This window comes from Microbispora sp. H10885 (assembly GCF_014161415.1).
Taxonomy (GTDB): domain Bacteria; phylum Actinomycetota; class Actinomycetes; order Streptosporangiales; family Streptosporangiaceae; genus Microbispora; species Microbispora triticiradicis.
In genome coordinates this window covers 451,727-464,854 of record NZ_JABBWY010000008.1, presented here as the reverse complement: position 1 = coordinate 464,854, position 13,128 = coordinate 451,727, and the positions used below count along the sequence as shown (strand labels likewise).

Annotated in this window: 12 protein-coding genes; 7 read left to right on the top strand and 5 right to left on the bottom strand. The window is 71.9% G+C overall.

Features of this window, described 5'->3' with window-relative positions; translation table 11 throughout:
- Positions 1-35 precede the first annotated feature (35 nt).
- Positions 36-461 (bottom strand): DUF4307 domain-containing protein, encoded by a 426-nt coding sequence (locus HHX37_RS23420; RefSeq protein WP_182886750.1) that lies wholly within the window; start codon positions 459-461, stop codon positions 36-38.
- 146 nt (positions 462-607) lie between these two features.
- Here HHX37_RS23420 and mca point away from each other — a divergent pair, with 146 nt between their 5' ends.
- The 3 genes from mca to HHX37_RS23405 are packed head-to-tail and all read left to right on the top strand — an operon-like array spanning position 608 to position 1,980.
- Positions 608-1,489, top strand: coding sequence for a mycothiol conjugate amidase Mca (gene mca / locus HHX37_RS23415; protein ID WP_138461783.1), 882 nt, complete (start codon positions 608-610; stop codon positions 1,487-1,489).
- Positions 1,490-1,498: 9 nt separating this feature from the next.
- Positions 1,499-1,666 (top strand): hypothetical protein, encoded by a 168-nt coding sequence (locus HHX37_RS23410; RefSeq protein ID WP_165900854.1) that lies wholly within the window; start codon positions 1,499-1,501, stop codon positions 1,664-1,666.
- On the top strand, positions 1,663-1,980 hold the full coding sequence (locus HHX37_RS23405; RefSeq protein WP_182886749.1) for a GNAT family N-acetyltransferase: 318 nt from the start codon (positions 1,663-1,665) through the stop codon (positions 1,978-1,980). Before HHX37_RS23410 ends, HHX37_RS23405 begins: the two co-directional genes overlap by 4 nt.
- A 5-nt stretch (positions 1,981-1,985) precedes the next feature.
- Here HHX37_RS23405 and HHX37_RS23400 read toward each other — a convergent pair whose 3' ends face one another.
- A complete protein-coding gene (locus tag HHX37_RS23400) occupies positions 1,986-3,149 on the bottom strand; it encodes a hypothetical protein (protein ID WP_138461784.1) in 1,164 nt (387 codons plus the stop codon).
- 162 nt (positions 3,150-3,311) lie between these two features.
- On the opposite strand from HHX37_RS23400, the gene HHX37_RS23395 reads away from it, so the two are divergent.
- Positions 3,312-5,324 carry a thioredoxin domain-containing protein gene (locus HHX37_RS23395; protein WP_182886748.1) on the top strand — a complete coding sequence of 671 codons (2,013 nt, stop codon included), beginning with the start codon at positions 3,312-3,314 and terminating at the stop codon, positions 5,322-5,324.
- A 140-nt stretch (positions 5,325-5,464) separates the two neighbouring features.
- Here the strand turns inward: HHX37_RS23395 and HHX37_RS23390 are convergent, their stop codons facing one another.
- Positions 5,465-7,831: a transglycosylase domain-containing protein gene (locus tag HHX37_RS23390; protein ID WP_310740487.1), complete on the bottom strand. Its 2,367-nt coding sequence runs from the start codon at positions 7,829-7,831 to the stop codon at positions 5,465-5,467.
- A 187-nt stretch (positions 7,832-8,018) separates the two neighbouring features.
- On the bottom strand, positions 8,019-8,486 hold the full coding sequence (locus tag HHX37_RS23385; protein WP_117409285.1) for an Lrp/AsnC family transcriptional regulator: 468 nt from the start codon (positions 8,484-8,486) through the stop codon (positions 8,019-8,021).
- A 96-nt stretch (positions 8,487-8,582) separates the two neighbouring features.
- On the opposite strand from HHX37_RS23385, the gene hppD reads away from it, so the two are divergent.
- The 3 genes from hppD (at position 8,583) to HHX37_RS23370 (ending at position 11,817) form a co-directional block, all read left to right on the top strand.
- Complete coding sequence (hppD, locus tag HHX37_RS23380) at positions 8,583-9,686, top strand: 4-hydroxyphenylpyruvate dioxygenase (protein ID WP_182877647.1); 1,104 nt, start codon at positions 8,583-8,585, stop codon at positions 9,684-9,686.
- 57 nt (positions 9,687-9,743) lie between these two features.
- Positions 9,744-10,250, top strand: a complete 507-nt coding sequence (locus HHX37_RS23375; RefSeq protein ID WP_182883349.1) for an RDD family protein — start codon at positions 9,744-9,746, stop codon at positions 10,248-10,250.
- Between the two features lie 76 nt (positions 10,251-10,326).
- The gene (locus tag HHX37_RS23370; RefSeq protein ID WP_182886747.1) at positions 10,327-11,817 is read left to right on the top strand and encodes a M1 family metallopeptidase; all 1,491 of its coding nucleotides are present in this window, start codon (positions 10,327-10,329) and stop codon (positions 11,815-11,817) included.
- 9 nt (positions 11,818-11,826) lie between these two features.
- On the opposite strand, the gene ilvA is transcribed toward HHX37_RS23370, so the two are convergent.
- Positions 11,827-13,089, bottom strand: coding sequence for a threonine ammonia-lyase (gene ilvA / locus HHX37_RS23365; RefSeq protein ID WP_182883347.1), 1,263 nt, complete (start codon positions 13,087-13,089; stop codon positions 11,827-11,829).
- Positions 13,090-13,128: the final 39 nt, after the last annotated feature.

The window sequence follows — 13,128 nt, the reverse complement described above, 5'->3', positions numbered from 1 at the left end:
AGTTAACGCCTTCGAACGCTTCCCCAAAGATTCCACTATACGAGATCGCAGTAGTCGACATGTACCGCTGTGGCCTGCGCGCTCGTCCTCACCCGCTCGGTGAACTCCAGGTCCGACCGGCCCTGCGGAAGGTCCACCTCGCGGCTCCCGACCTCCAGGTGCCTGGTGTCGAGCGCCTGGATCCGGCACGTCGCCGCCCGGCCCGCGGGCTTGTGCACGGTGAACGTTATTACGGCGGAGTCCGGAGCGCTCGCGTCGAATGTGATCACCTGGGCGCTGACGGCCGGATTCCCGTTCGCGCGGAGCAGGACGTAGCCCCAGCCGCCCGCGATCAGCGCCACGACCAGCGCCATCACGACGTACGGCACGAGCCGGCCGGGCCGCGCCGGGCGTGGCGCGAAGTCGTCCGGCGTGCCGAGCACCGGGCGTGTCCCCCCGCCGCCGGCCTCATCGGTGGGCATCGCGGAATCTCCCTGAGGTTTGTCGGTGTTGTGCGAGACGATCGTCCGCACAGGGGACCGTGCCGGCGCGGGCCATGCCGGTCCGGTACGCACGGTCACTTAGAAGCTAACCTCTTTGACAGCCAGAGGACACCATGAGGAGAGCCGTGAGCGCACCGTTGAGGCTGATGGCCGTGCACGCGCACCCCGACGACGAGTCGAGCAAGGGTGCCGCCACGATGGCCCGCTACGTCGCGGAGGGCGCGGAGGTCCTCGTCGTCACCTGTACGGGCGGTGAACGCGGCTCGATCCTCAACCCCAAGATGGACCGGCCCGACATCCTCGAGAACATGGGCGAGGTGCGCCGGCAGGAGATGGAGAAGGCCCGCGAGATCCTCGGCGTGCGGCAGCGCTTCCTCGGGTTCGTGGACTCCGGGCTGCCGGAGGACGAGAACGAGCCGCTGCCGGAGGGCTGCTTCGCGCTGCAGTCGCTGGAGGCGGCCTCGGCGCCACTCGTCGCCGCCGTGCGGGAGTTCCGGCCGCACGTGATCCTCACGTACGACGACAACGGCGGCTACCCGCACCCGGACCACATCATGACCAACCGGGTGTCGGTCGAGGCGTTCGAGGCGGCGGGCGACCCCGACCGCTACCCGGGCACCGGGGAGCCGTGGCAGCCACTGAAGCTCTACTACCACATGGGCTTCACCAGGGAGCGGTTCGAGGCGCTGCACAACGCGATGACCGAGCGCGGCATCGGCTCGCCGTACGCCGACTGGATCGCCCGGTGGGAGGACCGCCCGGAGAAGTGGGAGGTCACGACCAGGGTTCCGTGCGGGGAGTACTTCGAGCTTCGCGACCTCGCCCTGCTCGCACACGCCACCCAGGTCGACCCCGACGGCTTCTGGTTCGTCTGCCCGAGGGATCTCCAGGAGGAGATCTGGCCGACCGAGGACTACCACCTCGCGCGGTCGCTGGTGGACACCACGCTGCCCGAGGACGACCTGTTCACGGGGATCCACGCGGAGGCCGCCCCTGCCCGCTCGTAAGCTGGACGGGTGGACGCAAACACCTACGGGCCTGGTCTCCTGGGCTTCCTCGTCGTCGCCGCGATCGCCGTCGCCCTGTTCCTCCTGCTGAAGAACATGAACAAGCAGATGAGGAAGATCCAGGTGCCGGACGACCGCCGCGAGGACGACCGCCACGGGAACGGACCGGACGCGTGAGCGCGGCCGTCGAGGTCGTCGCCGACCCGGCCGCGTCGCGCTACGAGATCCTGGTCGACGGGATGGTCGCCGGGTTCGCGCAGTACCGGATGCGGGACGGGGCGATGGTCTTCACGCACACCGAGGTCCGCGGCGAGTACGAGGGCCGGGGGCTGGGCGGCCATCTGGTGGGCGCCGCCCTCGACGGCGCGCGTACGGCGGGGCTGCGCGTCGTGCCCCTGTGCTCGTTCGTGGCCTGGTACATCCAGCGGAATCCGGAGTACCGCGACCTGGTGGACGACGACTACCGGAACCTGGTCGACACCGCCGGGTGAACCCGTCAGTCCGGCAGGGCGGGGCCGGAGGACCAGGCGCGCTCCAGCGCCTTGGGCAGGCCCCACCAGCCGAGCGGGGTCAGCACCTCCGCCCGGTCCACGATGCCGAGATGCGCCCACAGCGGGGTGACCGCCGTGAACAGCATCTCCGTCGCCTCCAGGTCCTCCGGCTCGTCCGGGTCGACGTCGACGTCCTCGGAGTCGGCGATGAACCGGGCGATCCGCTCGGGTGAGGCGAGCACGCCGGGGCCGTACCGGACCAGGGTGATCACCGAGGCGAGCCAGTCGGCGTGGTGGATGGCGCACAGCGAGGCCAGTATCGAGTCCTCGTGGCTGAGATCGCCCTCCATGTCGAAGAACCGGGCCGCGTCCTCCTCGTCCGGGAGGTCGGAGATCGGCGCGGCGATCCCGGCGGCGACCGTGAGCCACAGGTCCTCGTCCCGTTCCGGCAGGTCGCCCTCCTCCAGGCCGGCGCACGCGCGCAGCACGTTGCCGGGGTAGCCGGGCCGGCCCAGCGTGACGCGCAACCGGCGGGCGGCCATACGGAGGTCGGCCTCGGGGAAGGGCGGCTCGGGCAGGTCGTCGAGCACCCGCCGCAGCTCGCTCAGCGCGAAGGCCTCCTCCTCGTCCCAGGCGGCGTACAGCTCCTTGTCCTGCTCGTCGTTGACCACGACGTTGGGCACCCGGCCGTCGGGGAGCGGCGTGCCGAGCCAGCGTTCCTGGAGTTCCTCGTAGGCGTGGCGGGCCCCGGCGTCCCCGGCGGCCAGCGCGTCCGCGTCGATCTCCCCCGCCGCCAGGCGCTCCTCCAGGAACTCGACCAGCCGCTCGTACATCTCGGTGGCCACCGGGCCGCGCTCGCTCTCCTCGGGCCACAGGAAGTAGCTGCGGGTGAGCATGATCGGCTCGGTGCCGCTGGACTCCAGCCAGCGCTGCACCTCGCCCACCGTGGCCACGCCCGACTCGATGCTGGTCAGCACCGCCTTGGCGGACTCCCAGAACGTGACCGACAGCGGATTGCCCACGGCGAGCAGCTGCCGCCGCAGGTCGGGAAGGGCGACCAGGGCCTGCCCCGACGGCACGGCCAGCAGCACCCGGGCGACGTCCCGCCGCGTCATGGCGGCCGCCGGGCGCCCCGAGTGCCTGACCGCGAAGTCCAGATCCAAGCCCACGTCCTGTGAGCCTACGCCCGGACGCGCCCGAACACATCCCCACGTTCTCCCCGCGCGTTCCCACCGGACCTTTCTCCCGGACGCGGCGAACGTCCCGGGAGCCCGTCCGCCCTGGCCGGAAGACGAGGGATCGCGCATCTGAGCGTGTGAGAGGCTGGCCGTATGAACCGGCTGGGCGGCGAGACCTCTCCTTACCTCCTGCAACACGTGGACAACCCGGTGGACTGGTTTCCGTGGGGCGAGGAGGCGTTCGCGGAGGCGCGCAGGCGCGACGTCCCCCTGCTGATCAGCGTCGGCTACTCGGCGTGTCACTGGTGTCATGTCATGGCCCACGAGTCGTTCGAGGACGAGGCCACCGCGCGGCAGATGAACGACCTGTTCGTCAACGTGAAGGTCGACCGCGAGGAACGCCCCGACGTGGACGCCGTCTACATGGGCGCCGTCCAGGCGATGACCGGGCAGGGCGGCTGGCCGATGACGGTGTTCGCCACGCCGGAGGGCCATCCGTTCTACGCCGGGACCTACTTTCCCCGGCCGCACCTCCACCGGTTGCTGCAGGCCGTCTCGGAGGCCTGGCGGCAGGACCGGGAGGGCGTGCTGACCCAGGGCGCGAAGGTGGTGGAGACACTCGGCGAGCGGACCGGGGTGCCGTCGGGCCCGCTGCCGGACGCCGGCACGCTCGCCCTCGCCGTACGGAATCTCGCGGAGGGCTTCGACGAGCGGCGGGGCGGCTTCGGCGGGGCGCCGAAGTTCCCGCCGTCCATGGCCCTGGAGTTCCTGCTGCGGCACGGCACGCCCGAGGCGGTGTCCATGGCCGAGGCGACCATGGAGGCCATGGCCAGGGGCGGCATGTACGACCAGATCGGCGGCGGTTTCGCCCGCTACTCCGTCGACGCCGACTGGGTCGTGCCGCACTTCGAGAAGATGCTCTACGACAACGCGCTGCTGCTGCGGGTCTACGCCCACTGGTGGCGTGCGACGGGCTCGGTCCTCGCCAGGCGGGTGGCCCTGGAGACCGCCGAATGGCTGCTGCGGGAGATGCGCACCCCGGAGGGCGGTTTCGCCTCGGCCCTCGACGCCGACAGCGAGGGACCGGACGGCGCCCATGGCGAGGGCCTGTTCTACGTCTGGACTCCCGAGCAGCTTCGCGAGGTCCTCGGGGAGGACGACGGCGCCTGGGCGGCCTCGGTGTTCGAGGTCACGGGCACGTTCGAGCACGGCACGTCCGTGCTCCAGCTTCTGGCCGACCCCGACGACCCGGAGCGGTTCGACCGAATCCGTACGGCCTTGCGGGCCGCGCGGGAACGGCGCCCGCGGCCGGGCCGGGACGACAAGATCGTGGCCTCGTGGAACGGGCTGGTGATCGCCGCCCTGGCCGAGGCGGGCGCGCTGTTCGAGCGGCCCGTGCTGGTGGACGCCGCGCGGGAGGCGGCCGTGCTGCTCGACGACCTGCACACGGTGGCCCGCGGCCCGGCCCGGCTGCTGCGCACCTCACGCGACGGCCGGGCGGGGACCAACGCCGGCATGCTGGAGGACTACGCGAACACGGCGGAAGGGTTCATCGCCCTCTATGGCGTCACCGGCGAGAGCCGCTGGTTCCACCGGGCCGGCGACCTGCTGGAGACCGTCCTGACCCGGTTCCCCGACGGCTCCGGAGGGTTCTACGACGCCCCGGACGACGGCGAACGGCTGTTCCAGCGGCCCGCCGACCCCACCGACAACGCCACGCCGTCCGGGCGCTTCGCGGCGGCGGGCGCACTGCTGTCGTACGCGGCGCTGACCGGTTCGGCCCGGCATCGGGAGGCGGCCGAGGCGGCGCTCGGCGCGGTCTCCACGCTGGCCGGGCGGTACGCCCGCTTCGCGGGATGGGGTCTCGCCGTGGCGGAGGCGGCCCTGCGCGGGCCGGTGGAGGTGGCGATCGTCGGCCCGTCCGGCGACCCCCGCACCCGCGCGCTGCACCGGGCGGCCCTCCTGTCCGGCGCGCCGGGCCTGGTGGTCGCGCTCGGCGACGGATCCGCCGGCAGCGGATCAGTGGACGGCGGAGCCGTGGACGTGCCGCTGCTGGAGGGACGCGGCATGGTCGGCGGTTCGCCCGCCGCCTACGTGTGCCGCCGCTTCACCTGCCGGGCGCCGGTGACCACTCCCGCCGAACTGCGGGCCGAGCTGGCGAACTGACGCGGGGCCGACCCCCGGCGATCGTCTCCGTCGGGCCGCCCGGCGCGGCATCTCGCGGCGTCGCCTCACCCCGGGGGTCGTCGGGGGGTCGTCTTCGCCCGTACCCGGACATCGCTCCGTCCGGGCAGATCTTCCGGCGATTAGGGCAGCAGGCCCGCCGGGGCGTCGCCGGCGCTCCTTCTTCCGCCCGTGCCGGCGCCCCCGACGCCCGTGCCCGTGCGGTCCGTGCCCGTGCGGTCCGTGCCCGTGCGGTCGGCGCCGCCGGAGGCGGGGGCGTTCCGCCCGGTGACGGGCCCGCCCGGCGCGGCCCCCGCGTCGTCGGACCGGCCCGGATCGCTGGGATCGAAACCGTTCGGGCGAAGGTCCGGGGCGAAGTTGTCGGCGCCGCCCCGCGGGCCGCCGCCGTCCTGACCCGCGCCCTCCTGGCCGGCGCCGCCGGGCTGCTCCACGTCTCCGGGCGCGCCGGGAGGCAGCCCCGGCGCCCCCGGCGCGTACGGCGGGAAGGTGCCCGAAGGGTCGTTCGGGATGACGTTGGGATCGCCGCTCGGCCGGGGCGTGGGCCTGCCGTAGTCCCAGGAGTAGTAGGGATTCCACGTGACCGGCTCGGGGAACTCCTTCACCGGCTTGCCCTCCATCGCGGTGCCCACGAAGGTCTTCCAGATCTCCGCCGGAAGCGTGCCGCCGTACAACTCGCCGTATCCGGGGACGGTCACCGGTTTGTTGTCGTCGCGGAACATGTCGACGGCGACCGCCAGTTGCGGGACGTATCCGGAGAACCAGACGGCGGCCGACTCGTCCGTCGTGCCGGTCTTGCCCGCGACCGGCCGGTCCCACAGCCGCGCGGCCGTGCCGGTGCCGTTCAGCACGACCTGCTCCAGCGCGTACGTCGTGTCGGCGGCCGTGTTCTCGCTGAAGGCCCGGGCGCCGGGCCGCGAGAAGGTCCGGACGAGCCCGGTGCCGTCGGTGACGGACCTGATCACGTGGGCCTCGCGGTGGATCCCCCCGGCGGCGAAGGTGGCGAACCCCGAGGCCTGCTGCACGGCGCTCACCGACGCCACCCCGAGCGGGAGCGTGGCGGCCCCCGAGTGCGGGGCGAGTTGCGCTTCGGGGATGCCGGCCGCCCTGGCCGCCGCGACGACCTTGTCGAGGCCGATCCGCTGCCCGAGATCGACGAAGGCGGTGTTGACCGAATACTGCGTGGCCTGGACCAGCGGGATCGCCGGGCCGTAGGACCTGCCGCCGGAGTTGGGGATGCTCGCGGCTCCGATGGTGACGGGCGAGTTGCCGTTCACCAGGGTGTCGAGCCCGTACCCGGCTTCGAGCGCCGCGGCCAGCGTGTAGGGCTTGAAGGTCGAACCGGCCTGGACCTTGGCGGAGAAGGCGTTGTCGTACTGGTTGGTCTCGTAGCGCCCGCCGTAGAAGGCGACGACCTCCCCGGTGCCGGGATCGACGGCCGCGAGGCCGGTGCGCACCTTCTTGGGGGTGCCTTCGGGCAGCACCGACCTGACCGCCTCGGCGGCGAGGGACATGAGCTTCTTGTCGAACGTCGTGGTGACCTTCAGGCCGCCGTGGTTGATGTCCTCGTCGGTGAAGCCCAGCCGGTTCAGTTCGGCCCGCACCTGCGCGAGCATGTAGCCGTTCTGGCCGCCCAGGGACAGCGGCGGCCGCTGCCGGGCGAGCGTCGGGAACGTCTGCGACCCGGCCTCCTCGCGGCCGATCGCGCCGATCTCGCGCATGCCCTGGATCACCGACGCCCACCTCGCCCGGACCGCGTCGAGCGCGGGGCCGGTGGGATCGGCGAACCGGGTGGGCTGCTGGATCACGGCCGCGAGATAGGCCCCCTCGGCCACCGTGAGGTTCTGCACGTCCTTGTCGAAGTAGGCGCGGGCGGCGGCCTGGATGCCGTACGCCCCGCGGCCGAAGTAGATCGTGTTGAGGTAGCGCTCCAGCACCCAGTCCTTCGGCTTGGAGCGATCCACCTTGAGCGCGATCATGATCTCCTTGAGCTTGCGCCCGACGGAGCGTTCCTGGCCGAGGCCGCTGTAGTAGTTGCGGACCATCTGCTGGGTGATCGTGGAGCCGCCCTGAAGCTGGCGTCCGGTGACCGTCGACCAGAGGGCGCGCGCCGTGCCCGACATGGAGACGCCCTGGTCCCGGTAGAAGGTGCGGTTCTCGGCGGCGATCACGGCGTCCCTGACCGCCTTGGGAACCCGGGCGAGCGGCACGTTCTTGCGGTTCACGCCCTCGGTGGCGAGGACGGTCCTGCCGTCCCGGTAGTAGATCACCGACCCCTGGGCCGTCGCCAGCTCCTGGGTGCCGCCCGGGATCGGGGTCAGCGCCCACACGACGGCGAGGAACACGACCAGTCCGGCGATCGAGGTGACGAGGCAGGCGAGCAGGACGCGCGGCAGCCGTCGCCGCCGGCGGCGTTCCGGCCTGCCCGCCCCGTCGCCGGCGTCCCTCTCGGCCGAGCCCTCCCCGATCGGGCCCTCCCCGGTGTTTTCCACCCTGCGACCCCCGATAAGTCCGATACCCCCGATACGCCCGCTTGTGGCCCTGTGAGCTGGGCGAATGCAACCACGGTAAACGATGGCCCACGATGGTTCCGCACTCCCTGTCACCTCTGTGGAAAAGATGCCCCGCGGACAAGCACCTGTGGATAAACCACGCCAACATGGCCCCCCGGTGGCCTGATCAGCCGCCCGCCGCCCGTACGAGGGGAAGGGTCCGGTACGGCACCGGCGTGTCGAGCGCGATCACCGACTCGGTCCGCACGACCCCCTGCACGTCCACGATCAGGTCGATGACGCGCTGGAGGTCGGCGTTGCTCCGGGCGACCACCCGGCAGAGCATGTCTCCCCCGCCGGTGATCGTGTGGACCTCCAGGACCTCGGGCACGAGCGCGAGCTGGTCGGCCACCGGCACGTGCCCCGCGACCTGCCTGATGTGCAACGTCACGAAGGCGGTCACGTCGAAGCCGAGCGCGGCCGGATCGATGTCCGGGCCGTAGCCGGTGATGACCCCCTTCGCGGCCATCCGATCGAGCCGGGCCTGCACCGTCCCCCGGGCGACGTCGAGCCTGCGGGAGCACTCCAGCACGCCGATCCTGGGCTCGGCGGCCAGCAGGGCGACGAGCCGGGCGTCGAGGTGGTCAATCGTCATAACCGTTTCCCCTTCCGTAGCATGGAGACTGAGCAAATTGTCCACCGAATCAACTCACTGTTGCACAAATTGGCCATGCCAACCGACAGTTGTCACATGAACGATGTCTTTCCGGTTCACGGCATGGACGCGGTGGTTTTCGCGGTCGGCAACGCGAAGCAGGCCGCCCACTACTACTCGACCGCCTTCGGGATGCGCCTGGTGGCCTACCGGGGGCCGGAGACCGGCAGCCGCGACGAGGTGGCGTACGTCCTCGTCTCGGGTTCGGCGCGCTTCGAGCTGCGCGGAGCCGTACGGGCGGGAACGCCGCTCGCGCGGCACGTGGCCGACCACGGCGACGGCGTCGTCGACCTCGCGCTGGACGTGCCGGACGTGGAGGCGGCCTACCGGTACGCCCTGGAACAGGGCGCCCGGGGGCTGGCGGAGCCCCACGTCGTGGAGGACGAGCACGGCAAGGTCGTGGTCGCGGCGATCGCGACATACGGCGAGACCCGGCACACGCTGGTCGACCGGGCCAACTACACCGGCCCGTACCTGCCCGGATACGTCGCGGCCGAGCCGATCGTCGCGCCGCCCGCGGTGAAGAACGGCCGGTTCTTCCAGGCGGTCGACCACTGCGTCGGCAACGTCGAGCACATGGAGGAGTGGGTCGGGTTCTACGAGAAGGTCATGGGCTTCACCAAGATGGCGGAGTTCATCGGCGACGACATCGCGACCGAGTACTCGGCGCTGATGTCCAAGGTCGTCGCGGACGGCACCCGCAAGGTCAAGTTCCCCCTGAACGAGCCCGCAGAGGGCAAGAAGAAGTCCCAGATCGAGGAGTTCCTGGAGTTCTACGGCGGTCCGGGCGTGCAGCACGTCGCGCTGGCCACCAACGACATCGTCGCGACGGTGGACGCGATGCGGGCGGCGGGCGTCGAGTTCCTCGACACGCCCGACTCCTACTACGACGACCCGGAACTGCGCTCCCGCATCGGCGAGGTCCGCGTGCCGGTCGAGGAGCTGAAGAAGCGCCGCATCCTGGTGGACCGCGACGAGGACGGCTACCTGCTGCAGATCTTCACCAAGCCCGTCCTGGACCGCCCGACCGTGTTCTACGAGCTCATCGAGCGGCACGGCTCCCTCGGCTTCGGCAAGGGCAACTTCAAGGCCCTCTTCGAGGCCATCGAGCGCGAGCAGGAGCGCCGGGGCACCCTCTAACGCACACTTTGCGCGTGCCGGGCTTTGCCCGAAGGGCGGCGGGGTGACCATTCAGCCATGGGAACGCCGCCGCCTCCGGGAAGCCCGTACGAGGAGCCGAGGACTCCCTGGACGCCCCCTCCGTTCGGGCAGACGGCGCCGCGGCTCGCCGGGCGGTGGCGGCGGCTGTTCGCCGGGATCGTGGACGCCGTGATCGTCTCGCTGATCACGACACCGGTCACCTGGGACGACTGGAGGGCCGTGTACGACGACGTGGCGGGCGCGGTGACGAGGGTCCCGGCCGGTGACGGCTTCCTCGTCGCGGTGATCGGCTTCCTCTACTACTGGCTGCTCCAGTCGTACTGGAACGGGCAGACCGTGGGGAAACGGCTGTTCGGCATGCGCGTCGTCCGGGAGAGCGGGGAGCCGGCCGGTGTCGGGCCGGTCGCGCTGCGGCAGGCGGTGATGACCGTGCTCGGCTCGCTCTGCTGCCTGGGGCTGGTCGACCTCGCCTGGATCCTGTTCGACCCCAGGAAGCAGGCCCTGCACGACAAGGCCGCCCGGACCCTCGTCGTCGACGCCTGAACCCCCTCTGAGCAGGGGAGACACCCTGACGTGGCGATACGGAGCACGCCGTCGCCTCGCGTAGAGTGGCGACTCTATGCCGCTGAACCGTTTCCCAGTCATCCCGGCCGTTCCGGCGGTCGTCTGCGCCGTGGCCGTCGCGACCGCCACGGCCTGCGCGCCGTCCCAGAGCGCCGCCGCCTCGGCCTCGCCCGGCACCACGGCCGGCGTCACCGCTCCGACGGCGAGCACGGGAAGCACAGGAAGCACGGCCGGTACGGGAAGCACGACAGGCGCCCCCGGGATCGGGGACCCCGACTTCCCCGGCGGCGGCAACGGCGGCTACGACGTCGAGCACTACGACCTCAAGCTGTCCTACGACCCGGCGTCGCGGAACCTCGCGGGCAGCACGACGATCCGGGCGAAGGCCACGCAGGACCTGACGTCGTTCGACCTCGACCTGCACGGGCTCACGGTGAGCCGGGTGACGGTGGACGGCGCGGCGGCCGCGTTCAGCCGGCGGGACGACGAACTCGTCGTGACACCGGCCGGGCGGATCGCCGACGGCGGGAAGTTCGCGGTCACGATCGACTACTCCGGCGTGCCCCGGTCGCTGCGCTCGGCCGGCCTCGGCGAGTACGGCTTCATCGCCACGCCGGACGGCGCCTTCGTCACCTGCGAGCCGGACGGCGCCAAGACGTGGTTCCCCTCCAACGACCACCCCGCCGACAAGGCGACGTACGACTTCCAGATCACCGTGCCCGCGGGACTGACCGCGATCGCCAACGGCGAGATGTCCGGAACGCCGCGGACCACGGCGGGCAAGACCACGTTCGTGTGGCGCGAGAAGCACCCGATGGCGAGCTACCTCGCCACGATGACCACCGGGAAGTTCCAGGTGCGCACCGGCACGAGCGCCGGGGGGCTGCCGATCTACGCCGCCGTCGCCGACTCGTTCCGCGGCTCGCTCGACACCCTGATCGCCCAGACGGGGAAGATCACCGACTACTGGTCGAGCGTCTTCGGGCCGTACCCGTTCTCCTCCACGGGCGGGGTGATCGACGACCACGCGGTGGGGTACGCGCTGGAGAACCAGACCAAGCCGATCTACGGCGGTTTCTCGCCCGAGCCCGCCATAATCGCCCACGAACTGGCCCACCAGTGGTTCGGCGACAGCCTGAGCGTCAGCCGCTGGCGTGATCTGTGGCTGAACGAGGGCTTCGCGACGTACGCCGAGTGGCTCTGGGCGGAGCACAGCGGCCAGGGCACCGCGGATGCGACCTTCCGCCGTTACTACGCGAACGAGGCGGACCCGATGTGGAGCTATCCCCCGGGCGTGGCCCGGGCCGACGACCTGTTCAACGCCGCGGTCTACACGCGTGGCGCGATGGCGCTGCACGCCCTGCGCCGGGAGATCGGCGATCAGAGGTTCTTCCCGCTGATCAGGCAGTGGACCGCGGCGCACCGGTACGGCAACGTCACGACGCCCGAGTTCCTCGCGCTGGCCGAGCGCGTCTCCGGGAAGAACCTGAAGCCGCTCTTCGACGCCTGGCTGTTCCGGCCGGGGCGCCCGGCGCCGGTCGCCTGACCCGCCGGGTCAGGGCCTGAGGGCCGCGACGACGCCCTCGCCGCCCACCTGGAGGCCGTACTCCGCGTCGATCCGGTAGCCGTGCCGCCGCAGCGCGCCGATCACCTCGTCGCCGTGCGCGGGCCCCCGGGTCTCCAGTTGCAGCAGGACCTCGGCCTCGTCGAGGTGCAGCCGGGAGCCGAACCGCTCGTGGACCACGTCGAGCACGTTGGCGCCGAGGTCCGCCAGCCTGGCCAGCAGCACGGCGAGCGCGCCGGGCCGGTCGGTCAGCCGGATGCGGAAGGCGAGGTAGCGGCCGGCCGCCGCCAGGCCGTGCCGCAGCACCCGGGCCAGCAGCAGCGGGTCGATGTTCCCGCCGGACAGCACGGCGACCACCGGCGGCTCGAACGCCTCGGGGTGGTCGAGCAGCGCGGCCACCCCCGCCACGCCAGCCGGTTCCACCAGCAGCTTCGAGCGTTCGAGGCAGAGCAGCAGGGCCCGCGACAGCGACTCCTCCGAGACGGTCACGACGCTGTCGACGAGGTAGTGGATCAGTTCGAACGGCAGGTCGCCCGGCTGTCCGACCGCGATGCCGTCGGCCATCGTGGACGTCGGCACGACCGTCACCGGGTGGCCCGCGGCCAGCGAGTCGGGGTAGGCGGCGGCCCGCTCCGCCTGCACCCCCACCACCTTGATCCCCGGACGCTGGGACTTCACCGCGAGCGCGACGCCCGCCGCCAGGCCGCCGCCGCCGATCGGCAGCACGATCGTGGCCGTGCCGGGGAGCTGATCCAGGACCTCCAGGCCGACCGTGCCCTGCCCGGCGACGACGTCGGGGTGGTCGAACGGGTGGATGAACACCGCCCCGGTGCGCTCCGCGTGCTCCCTGGCCGCCCGGAGCGCCTCGTCCACGGTGTGCCCGGCGAACACCACGTCAGCGCCGTACGCCCGGGTGGCCTCCACCTTCGGCAGCGGCGCGCCCTCGGGCATGTAGACGGCCGACTTGGCCCCGAGCAGGGACGAGGCGAGCGCCACCCCCTGCGCGTGGTTGCCCGCGCTGGCCGCGACCACCCCCCGGGCCCGCTCCTCCGCGGTCAGCCGCGCGATGCGCACGTACGCGCCGCGGATCTTGAACGACCCGGCCCGCTGCAGGTTCTCGCACTTGAGGTGGACCGGGCCGCCGACGGTCTCGGACAGCACCCGCGAGTGCAGCACCGGCGTCAGCGCCGCCACCTCGGACAGCATCTCGCGCGCGGCGACGACGTCGTCGTACGTCACCTGTGGGACAGCCATGCGCCCATCATCACAGGTTCCGGGGGGAGGCGGCGTGCG

Coding starts and splice junctions, on each gene's coding strand:
- HHX37_RS23420 (WP_182886750.1), bottom strand. CDS start 461: ATGCCCACCGATGAGGCCGGCGGCGGGGGGACACGCCCGGTGCTCGGC.
- HHX37_RS23395 (WP_182886748.1), top strand. CDS start 3,312: ATGAACCGGCTGGGCGGCGAGACCTCTCCTTACCTCCTGCAACACGTG.
- HHX37_RS23385 (WP_117409285.1), bottom strand. CDS start 8,486: ATGACGATTGACCACCTCGACGCCCGGCTCGTCGCCCTGCTGGCCGCC.
- hppD (WP_182877647.1), top strand. CDS start 8,583: ATGAACGATGTCTTTCCGGTTCACGGCATGGACGCGGTGGTTTTCGCG.
- HHX37_RS23375 (WP_182883349.1), top strand. CDS start 9,744: ATGGGAACGCCGCCGCCTCCGGGAAGCCCGTACGAGGAGCCGAGGACT.
- HHX37_RS23370 (WP_182886747.1), top strand. CDS start 10,327: ATGCCGCTGAACCGTTTCCCAGTCATCCCGGCCGTTCCGGCGGTCGTC.
- ilvA (WP_182883347.1), bottom strand. CDS start 13,089: ATGGCTGTCCCACAGGTGACGTACGACGACGTCGTCGCCGCGCGCGAG.